15 protein-coding genes are annotated in these 16,517 nt (G+C 60.9%); 5 read left to right on the top strand and 10 right to left on the bottom strand.

Going from position 1 to position 16,517, the window contains the following annotated elements; translation table 11 throughout:
- Positions 1 to 103: 103 nt before the first annotated feature.
- The 4 genes from pqqC to ACM6I7_RS06935 are packed head-to-tail and all read left to right on the top strand — an operon-like array spanning position 104 to position 4,049.
- Entirely contained in the window at positions 104 to 856 is a 753-nt protein-coding gene (gene pqqC, locus ACM6I7_RS06950) for a pyrroloquinoline-quinone synthase PqqC (RefSeq protein ID WP_414888218.1), read from the top strand.
- A complete protein-coding gene (gene pqqD, locus ACM6I7_RS06945; RefSeq protein ID WP_003228880.1) occupies positions 853 to 1,128 on the top strand; it encodes a pyrroloquinoline quinone biosynthesis peptide chaperone PqqD in 276 nt (91 codons plus the stop codon). The genes pqqC and pqqD overlap by 4 nt, the downstream gene beginning before the upstream one ends.
- Positions 1,100 to 2,272 carry a pyrroloquinoline quinone biosynthesis protein PqqE gene (gene pqqE / locus ACM6I7_RS06940; protein WP_115988763.1) on the top strand — a complete coding sequence of 391 codons (1,173 nt, stop codon included), beginning with the start codon at positions 1,100 to 1,102 and terminating at the stop codon, positions 2,270 to 2,272. The genes pqqD and pqqE overlap by 29 nt, the downstream gene beginning before the upstream one ends.
- Positions 2,238 to 4,049 carry an alpha/beta hydrolase family protein gene (locus ACM6I7_RS06935; RefSeq protein WP_115988762.1) on the top strand — a complete coding sequence of 604 codons (1,812 nt, stop codon included), beginning with the start codon at positions 2,238 to 2,240 and terminating at the stop codon, positions 4,047 to 4,049. Before pqqE ends, ACM6I7_RS06935 begins: the two co-directional genes overlap by 35 nt.
- A gap of 133 nt (positions 4,050 to 4,182) precedes the next feature.
- Here ACM6I7_RS06935 and ACM6I7_RS06930 read toward each other — a convergent pair whose 3' ends face one another.
- Together ACM6I7_RS06930 and ACM6I7_RS06925 are read right to left on the bottom strand one after the other, a co-directional pair.
- On the bottom strand, positions 4,183 to 4,341 hold the full coding sequence (locus ACM6I7_RS06930; RefSeq protein ID WP_003228885.1) for a YqaE/Pmp3 family membrane protein: 159 nt from the start codon (positions 4,339 to 4,341) through the stop codon (positions 4,183 to 4,185).
- Between the two features lie 196 nt (positions 4,342 to 4,537).
- Positions 4,538 to 5,821 carry an aminotransferase class III-fold pyridoxal phosphate-dependent enzyme gene (locus ACM6I7_RS06925; protein WP_115988761.1) on the bottom strand — a complete coding sequence of 428 codons (1,284 nt, stop codon included), beginning with the start codon at positions 5,819 to 5,821 and terminating at the stop codon, positions 4,538 to 4,540.
- 169 nt (positions 5,822 to 5,990) lie between these two features.
- Between ACM6I7_RS06925 and ACM6I7_RS06920 the strand changes: the two genes are divergently transcribed.
- Positions 5,991 to 6,920: a LysR family transcriptional regulator gene (locus ACM6I7_RS06920; RefSeq protein WP_096796669.1), complete on the top strand. Its 930-nt coding sequence runs from the start codon at positions 5,991 to 5,993 to the stop codon at positions 6,918 to 6,920.
- 226 nt (positions 6,921 to 7,146) lie between these two features.
- Here ACM6I7_RS06920 and ACM6I7_RS06915 read toward each other — a convergent pair whose 3' ends face one another.
- From ACM6I7_RS06915 to bioF, 8 genes are all read right to left on the bottom strand, one after another.
- Positions 7,147 to 8,925, bottom strand: a complete 1,779-nt coding sequence (locus tag ACM6I7_RS06915; RefSeq protein ID WP_414888217.1) for an acyl-CoA dehydrogenase C-terminal domain-containing protein — start codon at positions 8,923 to 8,925, stop codon at positions 7,147 to 7,149.
- A gap of 189 nt (positions 8,926 to 9,114) precedes the next feature.
- Entirely contained in the window at positions 9,115 to 10,404 is a 1,290-nt protein-coding gene (locus ACM6I7_RS06910; protein ID WP_414888216.1) for a GGDEF domain-containing protein, read from the bottom strand.
- A 192-nt stretch (positions 10,405 to 10,596) separates the two neighbouring features.
- A complete protein-coding gene (locus tag ACM6I7_RS06905) occupies positions 10,597 to 12,402 on the bottom strand; it encodes a phenylacyl-CoA dehydrogenase (RefSeq protein WP_095137437.1) in 1,806 nt (601 codons plus the stop codon).
- 276 nt (positions 12,403 to 12,678) lie between these two features.
- Positions 12,679 to 12,975, bottom strand: coding sequence for a hypothetical protein (locus tag ACM6I7_RS06900; RefSeq protein ID WP_003228898.1), 297 nt, complete (start codon positions 12,973 to 12,975; stop codon positions 12,679 to 12,681).
- Positions 12,976 to 13,084: 109 nt separating this feature from the next.
- Entirely contained in the window at positions 13,085 to 13,765 is a 681-nt protein-coding gene (gene bioD / locus ACM6I7_RS06895; protein WP_098965936.1) for a dethiobiotin synthase, read from the bottom strand.
- Positions 13,762 to 14,574 carry a malonyl-ACP O-methyltransferase BioC gene (gene bioC, locus ACM6I7_RS06890; RefSeq protein WP_414888215.1) on the bottom strand — a complete coding sequence of 271 codons (813 nt, stop codon included), beginning with the start codon at positions 14,572 to 14,574 and terminating at the stop codon, positions 13,762 to 13,764. Before bioC ends, bioD begins: the two co-directional genes overlap by 4 nt.
- The gene (locus ACM6I7_RS06885; protein WP_414888214.1) at positions 14,567 to 15,298 is read right to left on the bottom strand and encodes an alpha/beta fold hydrolase; all 732 of its coding nucleotides are present in this window, start codon (positions 15,296 to 15,298) and stop codon (positions 14,567 to 14,569) included. Before ACM6I7_RS06885 ends, bioC begins: the two co-directional genes overlap by 8 nt.
- On the bottom strand, positions 15,291 to 16,469 hold the full coding sequence (gene bioF, locus ACM6I7_RS06880) for an 8-amino-7-oxononanoate synthase (protein ID WP_414888213.1): 1,179 nt from the start codon (positions 16,467 to 16,469) through the stop codon (positions 15,291 to 15,293). Before bioF ends, ACM6I7_RS06885 begins: the two co-directional genes overlap by 8 nt.
- Positions 16,470 to 16,517 lie beyond the last annotated feature (48 nt).

Below are 16,517 nucleotides of genomic sequence, written 5' to 3'. Positions count from 1 at the left end.
GCTCCCACATTTGGAATGCGATCAACCTGTGGGAGCGAGCCTGCTCGCGAAGAGGCCAGTGCAAACAGAAAAGATTTCTAGGGTTGTTCCCCGGAGAACCGCAATGACCGACACCCCGCTGTCCCCCAGCGAATTCGAAGCCGCCCTGCGCGCCAAAGGCACCTACTACCACATCTACCACCCATATCACGTGGCGATGTACGAAGGCCGTGCCACCCGCGAGCAGATTCAGGGCTGGGTCGCCAACCGCTTCTACTATCAGGTGAACATCCCCCTGAAAGACGCGGCGATCCTCGCCAATTGCCCGGATCGCGAGATTCGCCGGGAGTGGATTCAACGCCTGCTCGACCACGATGGCGCCCCCGGTGAAGACGGCGGCATTGAAGCCTGGCTGCGGCTCGGTCAGGCGGTCGGCCTCGACCCGGATCAACTGCGCTCCCAGGAACTGGTGCTGCCCGGCGTGCGTTTCGCCGTCGATGCCTACGTCAATTTCGCTCGCCGCGCCAGTTGGCAGGAAGCCGCCAGCAGCTCGCTGACCGAACTGTTCGCGCCGCAGATCCACCAGTCGCGTCTCGACAGCTGGCCGCAGCATTACCCGTGGATCGACCCGGCCGGTTACGAATATTTCCGCACTCGCCTGGGTCAAGCGCGGCGCGATGTCGAGCACGGTCTGGCGATCACGCTCGAGCACTACAAGACCCGCGAGGGTCAGGAGCGCATGCTGGAAATTCTCCAGTTCAAACTGGACATTCTTTGGAGCATGCTCGATGCCATGAGCATGGCTTACGAACTGAACCGCCCGCCGTATCACAGCGTCACCGAGCAGCGGGTCTGGCACAAAGGAATCACCCTATGAGTTTTGATCGCAGCAAGATCCCGACCTGGCGTCCCGGTTACCGTTTTCAGTATGAACCGGCGCAAAAAGGCCACGTGCTGCTCTACCCCGAGGGCATGATCAAGCTCAACGACAGCGCCGCGCTGATCGGCGGCTTGATCGACGGTGAACGCGATGTCGCGGCGATCATCGCCAAACTCGACGAGCAGTTTCCCGGCGTGCCCGAGCTCGGTGAAGACATCGAGCAATTCATGGAGGTTGCCCGTGCGCAGCACTGGATCGAACTTGCCTGAAGCATCGGTGCAAGTACCGCCAAAATCTGAAGTCGGCCTGCCGCTGTGGCTGCTCGCCGAGCTGACCTACCGCTGCCCGCTGCAATGCCCGTACTGCTCCAATCCGCTGGATTTCGCCGAGCAGGGCAAAGAGCTGAGCACCGAGCAGTGGATCAAGGTCTTCCGCGAAGCGCGGGAGATGGGCGCGGCGCAACTGGGCTTTTCCGGTGGCGAACCGCTGGTGCGTCAGGACCTCGCCGAACTGATCCGTGAAGCGCGACAGTTGGGTTTCTACACCAACCTGATCACTTCCGGCATCGGTCTGACCGAGCAGAAGATCAGTGACTTCAAGAAGGCCGGCCTCGATCACATCCAGATCAGTTTCCAGGCCAGCGACGAGCAAGTGAACAACCTGCTCGCCGGCTCGAAAAAAGCCTTCGCGCAGAAACTGGAAATGGCTCGCGCGGTGAAGGCCCACGGCTATCCGATGGTGCTGAACTTCGTCACCCACCGGCACAACATCGACAAGATCGACCGCATCATCGAGCTGTGTATCGCGCTCGAAGCGGACTTCGTCGAACTCGCCACCTGCCAGTTCTACGGCTGGGCGCAGCTCAACCGTGTCGGCCTGTTGCCGACCAAAGAGCAACTGGTGCGCGCCGAACGCATCACCAACGAATACCGCGCCAAACTGGAAGCCGAAGGGCATCCGTGCAAGCTGATTTTCGTCACCCCGGACTACTACGAAGAACGCCCGAAAGCCTGCATGAACGGCTGGGGCAGTATTTTTCTGACGGTGACTCCGGACGGCACTGCCCTGCCCTGTCATGGCGCCCGACAGCTGCCGGTACAATTTCCCAACGTGCGCGACCACAGCATGCAGCACATCTGGTACGACTCGTTCGGCTTCAACCGCTTTCGCGGTTACGACTGGATGCCTGAGCCATGCCGCTCCTGCGACGAGAAGGAACAGGATTTCGGCGGCTGCCGCTGTCAGGCGTTCATGCTCACGGGGGACGCGAGCAATGCCGACCCGGTGTGCAGCAAGTCCGACCATCACGGCGTGATTCTCAAGGCCCGAGAAGAAGCCGAGACCGCCACCCAGACCATCGAACAACTGGCCTTCCGTAATGAACGAAACTCACGCCTCATCGCCAAGGGCTGAGCCTTTCAGCGCCGCCCAGGCTGTCGCCGCCGGAATGGATTTCGCCGAACTGCAACTCGGTGCCCACGGTTTGTTCTGGAATGAATATCGCCCCGAAGATGCTGCGTGCCGGATCTGGCACTGGCGAGACGGCGCGGCGAAATGTCTGACGCCGGACGGTTTCAGTGTGCGTAGCCGGGTGTACGAATATGGCGGTGGCGCGTTTTGTCTGACGCCGGACGGGGTGGTTTTCGTCAATGAGGCGGATCAGCAGTTGTATCGGCAGACGCTGGATGGCGCGCCCGAGGTGCTGACTTCTGGCGAGTGTCGTTATGGCGATCTGCATTTTGCTTGCGGCCAGGTGCTGGCGGTCGAGGAACTGCGCGACCAGCATCGGCTGGTAGCGATTGATCTGGCCGACGGCACCCGGCATTTGCTGGCTGAAGGTGCGGATTTTTATGCAGCACCGGTGATCAGCCCGGACGGTTCGCGATTGGCCTGGATCGAGTGGAGTCGGCCGCATCAGCCTTGGACATCCACGCGATTGATGGTGGCCGAGCGTCTGGCTGAGGGTGGCTTTGGCGCACCGCGTTGCGTGGCGGGGGCTGACCTTGAAGAGTCGATCCAGCAACCGCGGTTCGACGCGAAAGGACGCTTGTTGTGCCTGACTGATCGCGGCGGTTTCTGGCAGCCGTGGGGCGAAACGTCCGACGGTTTGCAGCGACTGTCCTGCGCCGAGGCCGATCATGCGCCCGCCCCGTGGCAAATGGGTGGCTGCACCTGGTTGCCGGTGGGCGATTCGTTTCTGGCGAGCTGGAGCGAAGGCGGTTTTGGTCGCCTGGCGCTCGACGGCGAAGACTTCACCGGCGACTACAGCCGCTTCCGCCATCTGGCGCTGGATCAGCAATTTATCTATTGCATCGCCGCTTCGCCGATCAGCCCTTCTGCGGTGATCGCCATTGATCGCGATACCCGCGAAGTGAATGTGCTGGCTGGCGGTGTGGCGCCTTTGCCGGCGGAGTGCATCAGCCGTCCGCAGACCTTGCGCTACCCGAGCGGCAGCGGTGAGGCTCACGGCTTCTTTTATCCGGCGATGAACGATGAAGTGCGACCGCCACTGGTGGTGTTCATCCACGGCGGTCCGACCTCGGCCTGCTACCCGATGCTCGACCCGCGCATTCAGTACTGGACGCAACGCGGCTTCGCCGTCGCCGACCTCAACTATCGCGGCAGCAGCGGTTACGGTCGCGAATATCGTCAGGCGTTGCATCTGAGTTGGGGTGAGGTGGATGTCGAGGACGCCTGCGCAGTGGTGGCATATCTGGCCGAGCAAGGTCTGATCGACGGCGAGCGCGCGTTTATCCGCGGCGGCAGCGCCGGGGGTTACACCACGTTATGCGCGTTGGCGTTTCAGCAGGTGTTCCGCGCGGGCGCCAGCCTCTATGGCGTCAGCGACCCGGTGGCATTGGCCCGGGCAACCCACAAGTTTGAAGGTGATTATCTGGACTGGCTGATCGGTGATCCTGAGCAGGACGCCGAGCGCTATGCCGCCCGCACGCCGCTACTGCATGCGAGCAACATCCGTGTGCCGGTGATTTTCTTTCAGGGTGAGCTGGATGCGGTGGTGGTGCCGCAACAGACCCGCGACATGGTCGCGGCGCTGGAGCAAAACGGCATCCCGGTCGAGGCGCATTACTACGCCGACGAACGCCATGGTTTCCGTCGCGCCGCCAATCAGGCGCATGCGCTGGAGCAGGAGTGGCGGTTTTATCGGCGGGTGATGGGGTTGGCGGACTGATCACCGCCCCAATTCAAAATAGCGTCGTCCCATTCGCGAGCAGGCTCGCTCCCACATTGGATCTGTGTTGTGCACAAAATCCCCTGTGGGAGCGAGCCTGCTCGCGAAAGCTATCTATCAGGTGCCGCTGAACTCAGCGCTTGGCGATGATGTACACCGCATGCACGATCCCGGGAATGTAGCCGCACAGCGTCAGCAGAATGTTCAGCCAAAACGCCCCGCCGAACCCGACCTGCAGAAACACACCCAGTGGCGGCAACAGAATAGCGATGATGATACGAATGAAGTCCATGGGTCAGCTCCTGAATGGGGGTTGGCTCACATGAGCCATACAAGCTAATCGACCTGCGCCGTTCGTCAGGGTTCAGTGCAAACGCCATTTGATCGCCACCATCGGGCACAAAAAAACGCCCCACGCCAAAAGAATCAGGCGTGGGGCGTGCGTTATACCGCGAGACGGTTCTTGAAATCGGGCAGGAAACTTCAGCTCAGACGGCAATCCCTTTGCGGCATTGCAGTTGCGCGGTACGTACTCGCGAGAAGGCGCGGGCCAGGCGCAGGAGCATTTCGTCGATGTTGGCCTTGCTGACGGTGAGTGCCGGGGTGAAACGCAGGCAGTTGGCTTGCGGCGCGTTGAGCAGCAGGCCTTCGTGCAAGGCGGCTTTGACTACGGCATCGGCGGAATCCTCTGACAGGCTCAGTCCCCAGAACAGGCCTTGACCACGCAGTTCGCCATGCCCGTAGCGGTGTGCCAATCGAGCTAGACCTTCGCGGAGGTGCTGGCCGAGGTCTTTGACCTGCTCGAGAAATGCCCGATCCTGCAAGCTGTCGAGCACCACCAGACCGGCCGCGGTCATCAGTGCGTTGCCGTGATGAGTGCCGCCCAGTTCACCGGCGTCAAAACAGCAGGCCTTGCCACGGGCCAATAACGCCGCCAGAGGAACACCGCCGCCGAGGCCTTTGCCGAGCACAACGATATCGGCGCGCACGCCGTAGGACTGTTCCGCGAGCAAAGTGCCGCAGCGACCGATACCGGTCTGCACTTCGTCGAGGATCAGCAAAATGCCCAGCTCGCGGCACAGGCGCTCGACGCCTTTGAGGTAATGCTCAGTGGCCGGAATCACCCCGGCATCGCTCTGAATCGGTTCGAGCATGATCGCCACGGTTTGCGCATCGACGGCGGCATGTAACGCAGGCAAGTCATTGAACGGCACCAGATCGAAACCCGGCAGCAACGGTGCGAAGCGGTTGTGCAGGTTGCAACTGTCCGACGCGGAAATCGTTGCCAGGCTGCGGCCATGGCAACCCTGCTTCGCGACGATGATCCGCGAGGCGCCGCCGCGATTCAGTTGCCCCCATTTGCGCGCCAGTTTGATCGCCGCTTCACAGGCCTCGCTGCCGCTATTGAGCAGGTAAGCCTGATCGCTGGAAGTGCTGGCGCACAGGCGCTCGGCAAGGCTGAGCATGCCGCGGTTGTGCAGATTGAAACCGGGATTGATCAACGCCTGGGCCTGACTGGCGATGGCTTTGACCAGTGCCGAAGGGCTGTGGCCGAGGCTGTTGGCGCCGCCGGCCTGGGAGAAGTCGAGATAAGCGCGGTCGTTGCTGTCCCACAACCAGGAGCCCTGGCCACGCACGAAGACCTGCGCCGGTCGCTCGACGCTGGGCATCAGTCGCTCGGCATTCAGGCTATCGCCTGCCTGGGGTGGACCGGCCTCGAAAGCGAGGTCATCGAGACTCGGCGCCTGACGCCGCAGACTGAACAGATTCATTGCAAAAAACCTTGCTTGAGGTTTTTTGAACCGCCTATGCAAACATTGTCGAAGCAAACGCTATTCATCGCGCTCTCTGGCCCTGTAAGCCTTGTGATTGCGGTTAGACTAGGCTCACTGACGGCTTCGGGCCATTTCGATTTACCAGCATTTTCGATAAGTATTACTTATGGATTTCAAACAACTGCGTTATTTCGTCGCGGTCTACGAAGAGGGTCATGTCGGCCGGGCCGCCGAACGCCTGTCGATTTCGCAACCGGCGCTGTCGCAGCAGATTCGCCAGCTCGAACAGAACCTCGACGTCACCCTGTTCGAACGCAGCAGCAAACGCCTGTTGCCAACCCTTGCCGCGCACACGCTGTACAACCACGCCGTGCCGCTGCTCGACGGTTTGCAGCGGGCGCGGGAAGCGCTGGGCAACTTCAAGGGGCAGGCCTTGCGTACGCTGGCGATCGGCGTACTGCAAACCGTGCACACCAGCCTTGTGCCGCAAATGCTCGAACGGGTGCGCAAGGCGCAGCCGCATCTTGTGGTGCAGATCTATGAACTGACGGGGCTGGAGATCGAGCGCCGTTTGCTCAACGGCTCACTGGACATCGGCATCAGCTACCTGCCGCCGCGCCAACCGGGGCTGCATGGCGTGATGCTGTACGAGGACGAACTGACGCTGGTCATCCCGGCGGATCACCCGCTACGTGAATTCAAGAAGGTCTCAATGCGGCAGGCTGCGGAATTGCCGATGTTGCTGCTGGGCGAAGAGTTTCAGATCCGGCAGATCTGGCAGGCTCAGTTGACCAGCCTGGGTAGACGCCCGCAAGTACAGGCCGAGCTGAACAATATGCTGGGGATTCTCGACAGTCTGCCGCACACCAAACTGGCGACGGTGCTGCCCGGGCGTTCACAGAAGGAATACGACGATGAGGATCTGTTGTGGAAGCCGTTGAGCGAACCACGGGTGCCGCTGAAGGTTGGGCTGGTGTGCCGCGATGTGCAACGCCAGCAGGCGTCTTTGGCCTTACTGCGCACATTGCTGGAAGAAGTGATTCAGCGTGAAGACAAACCGTTGAAAGCCGCACCGCCACTGGATCCGCTGGCCTGATACTTTTCTGCAGGCAAAAGAAAACCCCGCCGAAGCGGGGCTTTGCAGACTGTTTCCCTGACATCCATTTCACTCCGCCACCCTGGCAGAATCCTACGTGTCCGTGTTGTTGCTTTGCGCTTCCTGCGCGACGTCCATGAGTTGTAGATTAGCTGTGGATCCAATCTACGCCTATGGGAGAACAGCAGCACGTCATGTAAGAGAATGCTTACATGACGTTACATCATCAAAACTGCTCAGCATTCAGCAGGAACAGCGACTCGCTGCCAGCCTTCACCGATGCGCTCAGCGAGTGGATACGCGGCAGCAGACGGGCGAAATAGAAGCGTGCGGTACCCAGCTTGCTGGCGTAGAAATCGTCCTGCGCTTCTTTGCCCAGCGCGGCTTTCGCCATCAGTGCCCACATGTAGGCATAAGCGGTGTAGCCGAACGCTTGCAGATATTCGACCGAGGCCGCGCCGATTTCGTTCGGATTGGTTTTCGCCCGATCCAGCAGCCACGCCGTCAGCTCGTCGAGGGTGCTGACGGCATCGTTCAGCGGCTTGGTGAATTCACCGAGGTCAGCGCTGGCGGTCGCGGTGAAGTGGCGGATCTCGTCAGCGAACAGCTTGTAGAACGCGCCACCGCTGCCGACGATCTTGCGCCCGACCAGGTCCAGCGCCTGAATGCCGTTGGTGCCTTCGTAAATCTGGGTGATTCGCACGTCACGCACCAGTTGCTCCTGGCCCCACTCGCGGATGTAGCCGTGGCCGCCAAAAATCTGCTGACCGTGGACGGTGGTTTCCAGGCCCAGGTCGGTGAGGAATGCCTTGGCCACCGGAGTCAACAGTGCGACCAGGTCTTCTGCGCGCTTGCGAGTGGTCGAGTCTTCGCTGAACTTGGCGGTGTCGAGTTGCATCGCCACGTACGTGGAGAAGGCGCGACCCCCCTCGTTCGAGGCTTTCATGGTCAGCAGCATGCGACGCACGTCCGGGTGAACGATGATCGGGTCGGCAACCTTGTCCTTGTTCTGCGCGCCGGTCGGCGAACGGCTTTGCAGACGATCACGAGCGTATTCAACGGCGTTCTGATACGAACGCTCACCGCTGGCCAGACCTTGAATACCGACGCCCAGACGCTCGTAGTTCATCATGGTGAACATCGCCGCCAGGCCCTTGTTCGGCTCGCCGACCAGATAGCCCACAGCTTCATCGAAGTTCATCACGCAGGTCGCGGACGCCTGGATGCCCATCTTGTGTTCGATCGAACCACAGTTCGCCGGGTTGCGCGCGCCCAAGCTGCCATCGGCATTGACCATGAACTTCGGCACCAGGAACAGCGAAATGCCTTTCGGGCCAGCAGGTGCGTCCGGCAGTTTCGCCAGCACCAGGTGGATGATGTTCTCGGTCAGGTCGTGCTCACCGCCGGTGATGAAGATCTTGGTGCCGCTGACCTTGTAGGAACCGTCAGCCTGCGGTTCGGCCTTGGTGCGGATGATGCCCAGGTCGGTGCCGGCGTGCGGCTCGGTCAGGCACATGGAGCCGGCCCAGATCCCGGCGTACATGTTCGGCAGGTAGGCGGCCTTCAGCTCTTCGCTGGCGTGGGCGTTGATCGACAGGCAGGCGCCGGCGGTCAGCATCGGGTACAGGCCGAACGACAGACTGGCGGAGTTGACCATCTCTTCGACCTGCGCCGAGACAGCCTTGGGCATGCCCATGCCGCCGTAGGCCGGATCGCCACCGACACCGACCCAGCCGCCTTCAGCGTAAGTCTGATAGGCCTGTGGGAAACCGGCCGGGGTGCTGACGGCACCGTCCTTCCAGTGGCAGCCTTCTTCGTCGGCCGCACGGCTCAGTGGCGCGATGCTTTTGCTGGTGACCTTGCCGGCTTCTTCGAGAATGGCTTCTACGGTTTCTGCATCGACAGTCTCGGCCAAGGCCGGCAGTTCGGCCCAGAGTTTGGCGACTTCGAATACTTCATTGAGGACGAAGCGCATATCGCGCAGCGGCGCTTTGTAGTCAGCCATGGCAAACCTCGCAAGATCTAAACAGGTGATTCGTGGAAGAGTGTTTTCGTTGAGGCCGAGTGTACCTCAACAACTTTTGCGACACATAGGGTCAACCGGTGACTGATTTGTTATTTTTGGTCACCAGCATTCAGAGATAAAAGAAAGCCCGCAATCAGCGGGCTTTTGAGTGATGGCGTGTGGCTTGAGTCAGCCAGTAGCGCTCTCCATGCGCACCGCGCCGCGACGGTTCTGTCCGAACGCCATGACGCAGTTACGGCCGGCGCCCTTGGCGCTGTATAACGCCTGGTCGGCGGACTTGAGCACTTCCTCCGGTGTCCGTTGCTCGACGCGCTCGGCGACGCCGATACTGACCGTGACCGACACACTGGAAGCACCGCTGCCGCTACGACGCTGACGACCTTGCTGATCGTCCTGCGGACGGTTCTCCTGATTGCGCAACTGGATGTTATAGGAGGCAATCGACTCGCGAATCACCTCCAGATGCGGCATGCACTCCTCGAGGGTTTTGCCCGCAAACACCAAGGCGAATTCCTCACCACCATAGCGATATGCCCTACCGCCACCGCTGATTTTCGACAGCTTGCTGGCGACCAGCCGTAGCACTTGGTCACCGACGTCGTGACCGTGGGTGTCGTTGAATTTCTTGAAGTGATCGACGTCGCTCATCGCCAGCACATAGTTGCGCCCCAGGCGCTGCATCCGTTCATTGAGCGCACGACGCCCCGGCAGACCGGTGAGTTCATCGCGGAAGGCCATTTGATAGGCCTCATGCGCCACGGCAGCGGCAATCATCAGCATCACCTGACTGCACATGATGTTCAGGGTGAACGGCAGGATGAAGGTTTTCGGCAGCATCCAGAACACCCCGAGCAGGCCGACCAGTTGCGCCGCATGCAACGGACGCGGGTTGCGCCAGTATTGCCAGGCCAACAGCAGGAACGCCGAAAGAAACACCGGATAGGACATCTGGATCAGGCTCATCCAGGCGCCGTGGAGCGCCGGCCAGCGGATTTCCGAGAGCCACATCAGCAGCGCCTGCGGATAACTTTGTTCAAGCCCCAGAGCAACACTGCCAAAGGCCAGCAACACGGCGAAGCGCGCGACCATGTCCTGAAACAGATGGGTACGTTCCTGCCACGCCGCGAACAGCCCGAACAGCAACGGCAACAGCAGACAGACCAGGTGAAACACCACGGCGGCGTCTTCGCGCACCTTGCCATTGTCGCGGTAATAGTCGGTCTGGGTGTCGAGCAAGAAGTAGGCGATGTACACCGTGAGCATCAGAAACAGCTCGCGCTGACGTCGGTAAACCGCACAGTAAGCGCCGCCCAACAGCAGAACCAGGGTCGGCAACACGTTGAACAGCGAAGTGAAGAACACGTTGAGGTCTTTGACGTACGCAGCCGCCAACCCCGCGAGCAACAACAGCAGTGAAGGTAGGAAATGGCTGAAACGTACAGCGGAAGAACGCGGCAAGGGTAAAGCTCCGACCCGTCATATCAAAGAGATGGCATTGTGCCTGCAATGTGGCCAGTTAAGCACACACAATGTGATCCAGATCACACGCAGTCTCTTTAACGGCAGAAAACCCGGGTTTCTGAGCGATTCGGAAACAAAAAAACCGCTGCCCCCAAGGGAGCAGCGGTTTTCGTCAGACCGCGTTGAGGCTTAGTAGCCCAGGGCGAAGTCTTCTTCTTTCATGTCCATCAGGTTGTTGGCGCCCGACAGCATGGTGGCCACGTGGGTACGGGTACGTGGCAGGATGCGCTGGAAGTAGAAGCGCGCGGTTTGCAGCTTGGCGGTGTAGAACGCGGCGTCGCCGGTGCCTTCTGCCAGCTTCTCGGCTGCCAGACGTGCCATGTCGGCCCAGAAGTAGGCCAGACAGGCGTAACCGGAGTACATCAGGTAGTCCACGGAGGCCGCGCCGACTTCTTCACGGTCTTTCATGGCTGCCATACCGACCTTCATGGTCAGCTCGCCCCACTCTTTGTTCAGTGCAGCCAGCGGTGCAACGAATTCTTTGACGGCTTCGTTGCCTTCGTTGTTCTGGCAGAACTTGTGGACGATCTTGGTGAAGCCCTTCAGGGCCTCGCCTTGAGTCATCAGCACTTTACGGCCCAGCAGGTCGAGTGCCTGGATGCCGGTGGTGCCTTCGTACAGCATCGAAATGCGGCTGTCGCGAACGTTCTGCTCCATGCCCCACTCGGCGATGAAGCCGTGGCCACCGTAGATCTGCACGCCGTGGTTGGCGGCTTCGAAACCGACTTCTGTCATGAACGCCTTGGCGATCGGCGTCATGAACGCCAGCAGTGCGTCGGCCTTCTTCTTCTCTTCTTCGTCGACGCCGTATTTGACGATGTCGACCTGTTTGGCGGTGAAGTACACCATCGCACGGTTGCCTTCGGCGAAGGCCTTCATGGTCAGCAGCATGCGACGTACGTCAGGGTGCACGATGATCGGGTCAGCGGCCTTGTCCGGCGCTTTCGGGCCAGTCAGGGAGCGCATTTGCAGACGATCGCGAGCGTATTTCAGGCCACCCTGGAAGCCGATCTCGGCGTGGGCCAGACCTTGCAGCGCGGTACCCAGACGTGCGGTGTTCATGAAGGTGAACATGCAGTTCAGGCCTTTGTTCGCCGGGCCGATCAGGAAACCGGTGGCGCCGTCGAAGTTCATCACGCAAGTGGCGTTGCCGTGGATGCCCATCTTGTGTTCCAGCGAACCGCAGCTCACTGCGTTGCGCGCACCGATGGTGCCATCGGCGTTCGGCAGGAACTTTGGAACGATGAACAGGGAAATGCCTTTGGTGCCAGCCGGAGCGTCCGGCAGGCGGGCCAGTACGATGTGGACGATGTTGTCGGCCATGTCGTGTTCACCGGCCGAGATGAAGATCTTGGTCCCGGAAACCTTGTAGGAGCCATCAGCCTGAGGCTCGGCCTTGGTGCGCAGCATGCCCAGGTCGGTGCCGCAGTGCGGTTCGGTCAGGCACATGGTGCCGGTCCACTCGCCGGAAACCAGTTTGGTCAAATAGGCTTCTTGCTGCTCAGGGGTGCCGTGCTCGGAGATGGTGTTCATCGCGCCGTGGGACAGGCCTGGGTACATGCCCCACGACCAGTTGGCTTCACCGACCATTTCGCTCACAGCCAGACCTAGCGACTCTGGAAGGCCTTGACCGCCGTGCTCGACGTCGTGCGCCAGGCTTGGCCAGCCGCCTTCGACGAATTGCTTGTAGGCTTCTTTGAAGCCAGTCGGGGTCTTCACGCCGGACTCGCTCCAGGTGCAGCCTTCGAGGTCGCCCACACGGTTCAGCGGTGCCAGTACCTGCTCACAAAACTTGGCGCCTTCTTCAAGAATGGCGTCAACCATGTCCGGCGTTGCTTCGGAGCAAGCTGGAAGGCTCTGATAGTGCGCTTCGTAGCCGAGCAGTTCGTCACGAACGAAGCGAATATCACGCAAGGGGGCCTTGTAGTCAGGCATAGCGATAAACCTCTGCTGATGTAACCGGGAATGAACGACCGCGTTGATTTGTTGTGACGGTCAAACAGTTGTTTGAAACATACGTTTACGCCGAAATCTTGTCAAGCGTCGATCTTTTGCCGTTCGTCATGACTTTTTTCAAATGCCGGACACGGCAAACCGCCATGAACTGCAAAGCGTCACGGGCAATGAAAAAAGATTAGTTGAGGGAGAAGGACTTACAACGAAAAACGCCGCGACAAGACGCGGCGTTCGGCAGGCAGGAGGCGCGAAAAGTCAGGCAAACGTATCGATGATCGTACCGAGCATTTCATCGGAAGCCTTGGCGACCTTGGTGCCCAGCTCTACCTGAAACTTGCCCTGGGCCATTTCGGCCATGGCGCTGCCCGGATCCATTTGCTGACTGCGGTCGATACCGCGCAGACGATCGACCTGCGCCTCGGAAGACTGGCTGGTGACCGAGCGCTCGATGGTGTTGTTGGCGATCTGGCTGGCCGCCTGATCGACACGGTTCTGACCGGTCTGAATCGTGCTCAAACCCGCATAAAAAGCTGTGTTACCGGAGATTTCCATGGGAGTTCTCATCCTTGGGAAGGATCAATGGTTGCCATTGAAGCAGAGGCGCCAGAAAAACACCCGTCAAAAATAATGATGGCACAGTGCCTTGTCATAGCCAAAAACATTAATCGAGCAGATCGAGTTGCAGATGATCAGCTACCGCCTCGGCGCTAAGCGACTTCAGTTTCGGTACCCGCCCCAGACACGGCGCGGGAATCCGCTCGGCCAGCGTCGCCAGATTCTCTTCCAGACGCGAGGTTTTCGGATCGATGATATTGGCCACCCAACCGGCCAGCTGCAGGCCATCGCGGGCAATCGCCTCGGCCGTCAGCAAGGCATGACTGATGCAGCCCAGGCGCACACCCACCACCAGAATCACCGGCAGCTTCAACGCGATGGCCAGATCCGACAGATTGTCCTGATCGGCCAACGGCACCCGCCAGCCACCCGCCCCTTCGATCAAGGTGAAATCGGCATTCAGCGCCAGAATTTCGCGCATCGGCGCCAGCAACGATTGCACGGTCAGCGCGACGCCGGCCTCACGCGCTGCCAGATGCGGCGCGATGGCCGGCTCGAATGCCACCGGATTGACCTGTTGATAAGTCAGCGGCACCGAACACTCGGCGAGCAACGCCAGCGCATCGGCATTGCGCAAACCCTTGGGCGTTACCTCGCAGCCCGAGGCAACCGGTTTCCCCGCCGCCGTACTCAGCCCTGCCGAGCGCGCAGCATGCAGCAACCCGGCAGCCACGGTGGTCTTGCCGACATCGGTGTCAGTCCCGGTGATGAAATAGGCTGCGCTCATAAGGGTTTCTCCAACACGGCGTAGACCACCTGGTAAGTCGCCGGCAATCCCTGTGCCTGACGGAACTGCTCGTAAGCCTCGACCAGGCCGAGAATCCGCGCGCGTCCGGTCAAGCCACCCGGCCGACCGGGGTTCAGATTGTGCGCGCCGAGTGCCTTGAGTTCGTGAGTCAGGCTGCGCACATCCGGGTAGTGCAACACATGCGCCTGATTCTGCAGACTCACCGTACGCAAGCCACTTTCGGCACACAACTGCTCATACCGGGCGAATTCGCGGAAGCGGTTGACGTGCACCAGACCATCGACCTGCCGCCAACTGTCCCGTAACTCGTACAACGTCCCTTCACAAAGACTAGCAAACGCAAAAATCCCACCGGGTTTCAGTACGCGAAAAGCCTCACTGAGCACCGATTCGAAGTCCGCACACCACTGCACCGCGAGGCTGGAAAAAATCAGCTCACACGTCGAATCCTGCAACGGCAGGCGCTCCGCATCACCGGCGATGAAATGCTGCGCGCCGCCCAATGGTCGTGCGTGATTGAGCATGCCCTCGGCGATATCCAGCGCCAGCCCCTGACCTTCGACATATCGCTCGGCCAATGCGCGAGTGAAATAGCCGGTGCCGCAGCCCAGATCCAGCCAGCGTGCCGGCACAAAACCCGCTGGCAAGCGCGCGAGCAACTGTGAACCGACGTCGCGCTGCAACTCGGCAACGCTGTCGTAGCTGGCCGCCGCACGGGAGAAAGAGGCCGCGACCTGGCGCTTGTCAGGCAAGCCGCCAGGCAGCGCAACAAGAGACAAATCAGTCATCACCGCACTCGTGTAGAAAAGCCTGGATCGCACCCGCCACGCCATGGGGGTCTTCCAGAAGAAACGCATGACTGGCCTGTTCGATCAGACCAATTTCGATATCCGGCAACAGGGCGAACAACGCCCCCGCCGCTTCTGCCGGCACCAGGCCGTCCTGACCGGCGAACAAGTGCAACTGCGGGCCGCGAAACGCCTGCAACGCTTCGCGCGTGTCGATCTGCGCCAGCAGTTCAAGCCCGGCCATCAACGCTTGCGGCGAAGTGGCCGGCGCGCCACCCAGCAGCAGCCGCGACATGCCGCGCGGGTCCTGCGCGCCCTGAGCACACAACAACGAGAACCGTTTTAGGGTCATCCGCGGGTCGGTCTGGCAGCTGGCGAGAAATGCATCGAACGTCTCGCCCGGCATCGCACTCGGCCAACGCTCATGGGCGACAAATGAAGGATTGCTCGCCAGCGTCAGCAGACCGCAGCAACGCTCGCCGCGACGTGCTGCCAGTTCAGAGGCAAGCATGCCGCCCAGCGACCAACCGCCCAGCCACACGTCTTGAGGAATACATTCATCGAATTCGTCGAGCCAGTCCTGCAGGTCGCTGGAATCGAGCTCCGGCAACGGCTCGATCTCGACATGCAGATGCTCGTCGAGCCCCTGCAACGCCGCGGCCAGAGGCTCCAGTGGCGAAACACCGAGGCCCCAGCCGGGCAGCAGAATCAGGCGATCACGCATGGCTTGGCTCCGGCGGCAGTTGGGCAAAGCAATCGGCCAGTCCTTCTAACAATAGCTGCACCTGCGCCTCGCTGTGAGCGGCGGTCAGGGTCACGCGCAGGCGTGCACTTCCTGCCGGGACGGTAGGCGGACGGATTGCCGTGACCATCAAGCCGCGTTCGCGCAGCAGCTGCGACAGGCGCACGGCTCGACCGGCGTCGCCGATCAGGATCGGCTGGATCGGGGTGAAACTGTCCATCAGTTGCAGACCGATCTGCTCGGCCCCTCGACGAAATTGGCGGATCAGCAGGTTAAGGTGCTCACGCCGCCAATGCTCGCTGCGCAGTAATTCCAGACTTTTCAGCGTCGCACAGGCTAACGCCGGTGGCTGGCTGGTGGTGTAGATGTAGGGCCGGGCGAACTGGATCAGGCTTTCGATCAGCTCTTCGCTGCCGGCGACGAAAGCACCGGCGGTGCCGAACGCCTTGCCGAGGGTGCCAACCAGCACCGGCACATCGTCCTGACTCAAGCCGAAATGCTCGACGATCCCGCCGCCATTGGCACCGAGCGGGCCGAAGCCATGGGCATCATCAACCATCAGCCACGCGCCTTTGGCCTTGGCCTCGCGCGCCAGCGCTGGCAGATCGGCGAGATCGCCGTCCATGCTGAACACGCCGTCGGTGACCACCAGCGTGTTGCCGGTGGCTTTCTCCAGGCGCTTGGCCAGGCTGTCGGCGTCGTTGTGCAGATAACGATTGAAACGCGCGCCGGACAACAGACCGGCATCCAGCAACGAGGCGTGATTGAGGCGATCTTCCAGCACCGTATCGCCCTGCCCGACCAGTGCCGTGACCGCGCCGAGATTGGCCATGTAGCCGGTGGTAAACAGCAACGCACGCGGCCGGCCGGTGAGGTCAGCCAGTGCTTCTTCCAGTGCGTGATGCGGGCCGCTGTGGCCGATCACCAGATGCGACGCGCCACCACCGACGCCCCAGCGCTCGGCACCGGCGCGCCAGGCTTCGATCACCTGCGGGTGATTGGCCAGTCCGAGGTAGTCGTTGTTACAGAACGCCAGCAACGGCTGGCCGTCGACCACCACTTCAGGCCCTTGCGGGGACTCGAGCAACGGACGCTGGCGGTAGAGATTTTCGGCACGGCGGGCAGCAAGGCGTGCGGCGAGATCGAAAGACATGCAGGCCTCGACTTTCAAGTGACACAGATTCCCTGTGGGAGCGGGCTT

Source organism: Pseudomonas sp. IT-93MI4, from assembly GCF_949767635.1.
GTDB lineage: Bacteria > Pseudomonadota > Gammaproteobacteria > Pseudomonadales > Pseudomonadaceae > Aquipseudomonas > Aquipseudomonas putida_A.
Note: the sequence above shows the minus strand (reverse complement) of the source record. Positions and strands in the feature narration are given on the sequence as shown.

Excerpts from the sequence above, each read along its gene's own strand:
- ACM6I7_RS06915 (WP_414888217.1), bottom strand. The coding sequence starts at position 8,925 with ATGGCTGACTACAAAGCGCCGCTGCGCGATATGCGCTTCGTCCTCAAT.
- ACM6I7_RS06930 (WP_003228885.1), bottom strand. The coding sequence starts at position 4,341 with ATGGACTTCATTCGTATCATCATCGCTATTCTGTTGCCGCCACTGGGT.
- pqqC (WP_414888218.1), top strand. The coding sequence starts at position 104 with ATGACCGACACCCCGCTGTCCCCCAGCGAATTCGAAGCCGCCCTGCGC.
- bioD (WP_098965936.1), bottom strand. The coding sequence starts at position 13,765 with ATGAGCGCAGCCTATTTCATCACCGGGACTGACACCGATGTCGGCAAG.
- ACM6I7_RS06885 (WP_414888214.1), bottom strand. The coding sequence starts at position 15,298 with ATGCGTGATCGCCTGATTCTGCTGCCCGGCTGGGGCCTCGGTGTTTCG.
- pqqD (WP_003228880.1), top strand. The coding sequence starts at position 853 with ATGAGTTTTGATCGCAGCAAGATCCCGACCTGGCGTCCCGGTTACCGT.
- ACM6I7_RS06900 (WP_003228898.1), bottom strand. The coding sequence starts at position 12,975 with ATGGAAATCTCCGGTAACACAGCTTTTTATGCGGGTTTGAGCACGATT.
- bioF (WP_414888213.1), bottom strand. The coding sequence starts at position 16,469 with ATGTCTTTCGATCTCGCCGCACGCCTTGCTGCCCGCCGTGCCGAAAAT.
- bioC (WP_414888215.1), bottom strand. The coding sequence starts at position 14,574 with ATGACTGATTTGTCTCTTGTTGCGCTGCCTGGCGGCTTGCCTGACAAG.
- ACM6I7_RS06920 (WP_096796669.1), top strand. The coding sequence starts at position 5,991 with ATGGATTTCAAACAACTGCGTTATTTCGTCGCGGTCTACGAAGAGGGT.
- ACM6I7_RS06935 (WP_115988762.1), top strand. The coding sequence starts at position 2,238 with ATGAACGAAACTCACGCCTCATCGCCAAGGGCTGAGCCTTTCAGCGCC.
- ACM6I7_RS06925 (WP_115988761.1), bottom strand. The coding sequence starts at position 5,821 with ATGAATCTGTTCAGTCTGCGGCGTCAGGCGCCGAGTCTCGATGACCTC.
- ACM6I7_RS06905 (WP_095137437.1), bottom strand. The coding sequence starts at position 12,402 with ATGCCTGACTACAAGGCCCCCTTGCGTGATATTCGCTTCGTTCGTGAC.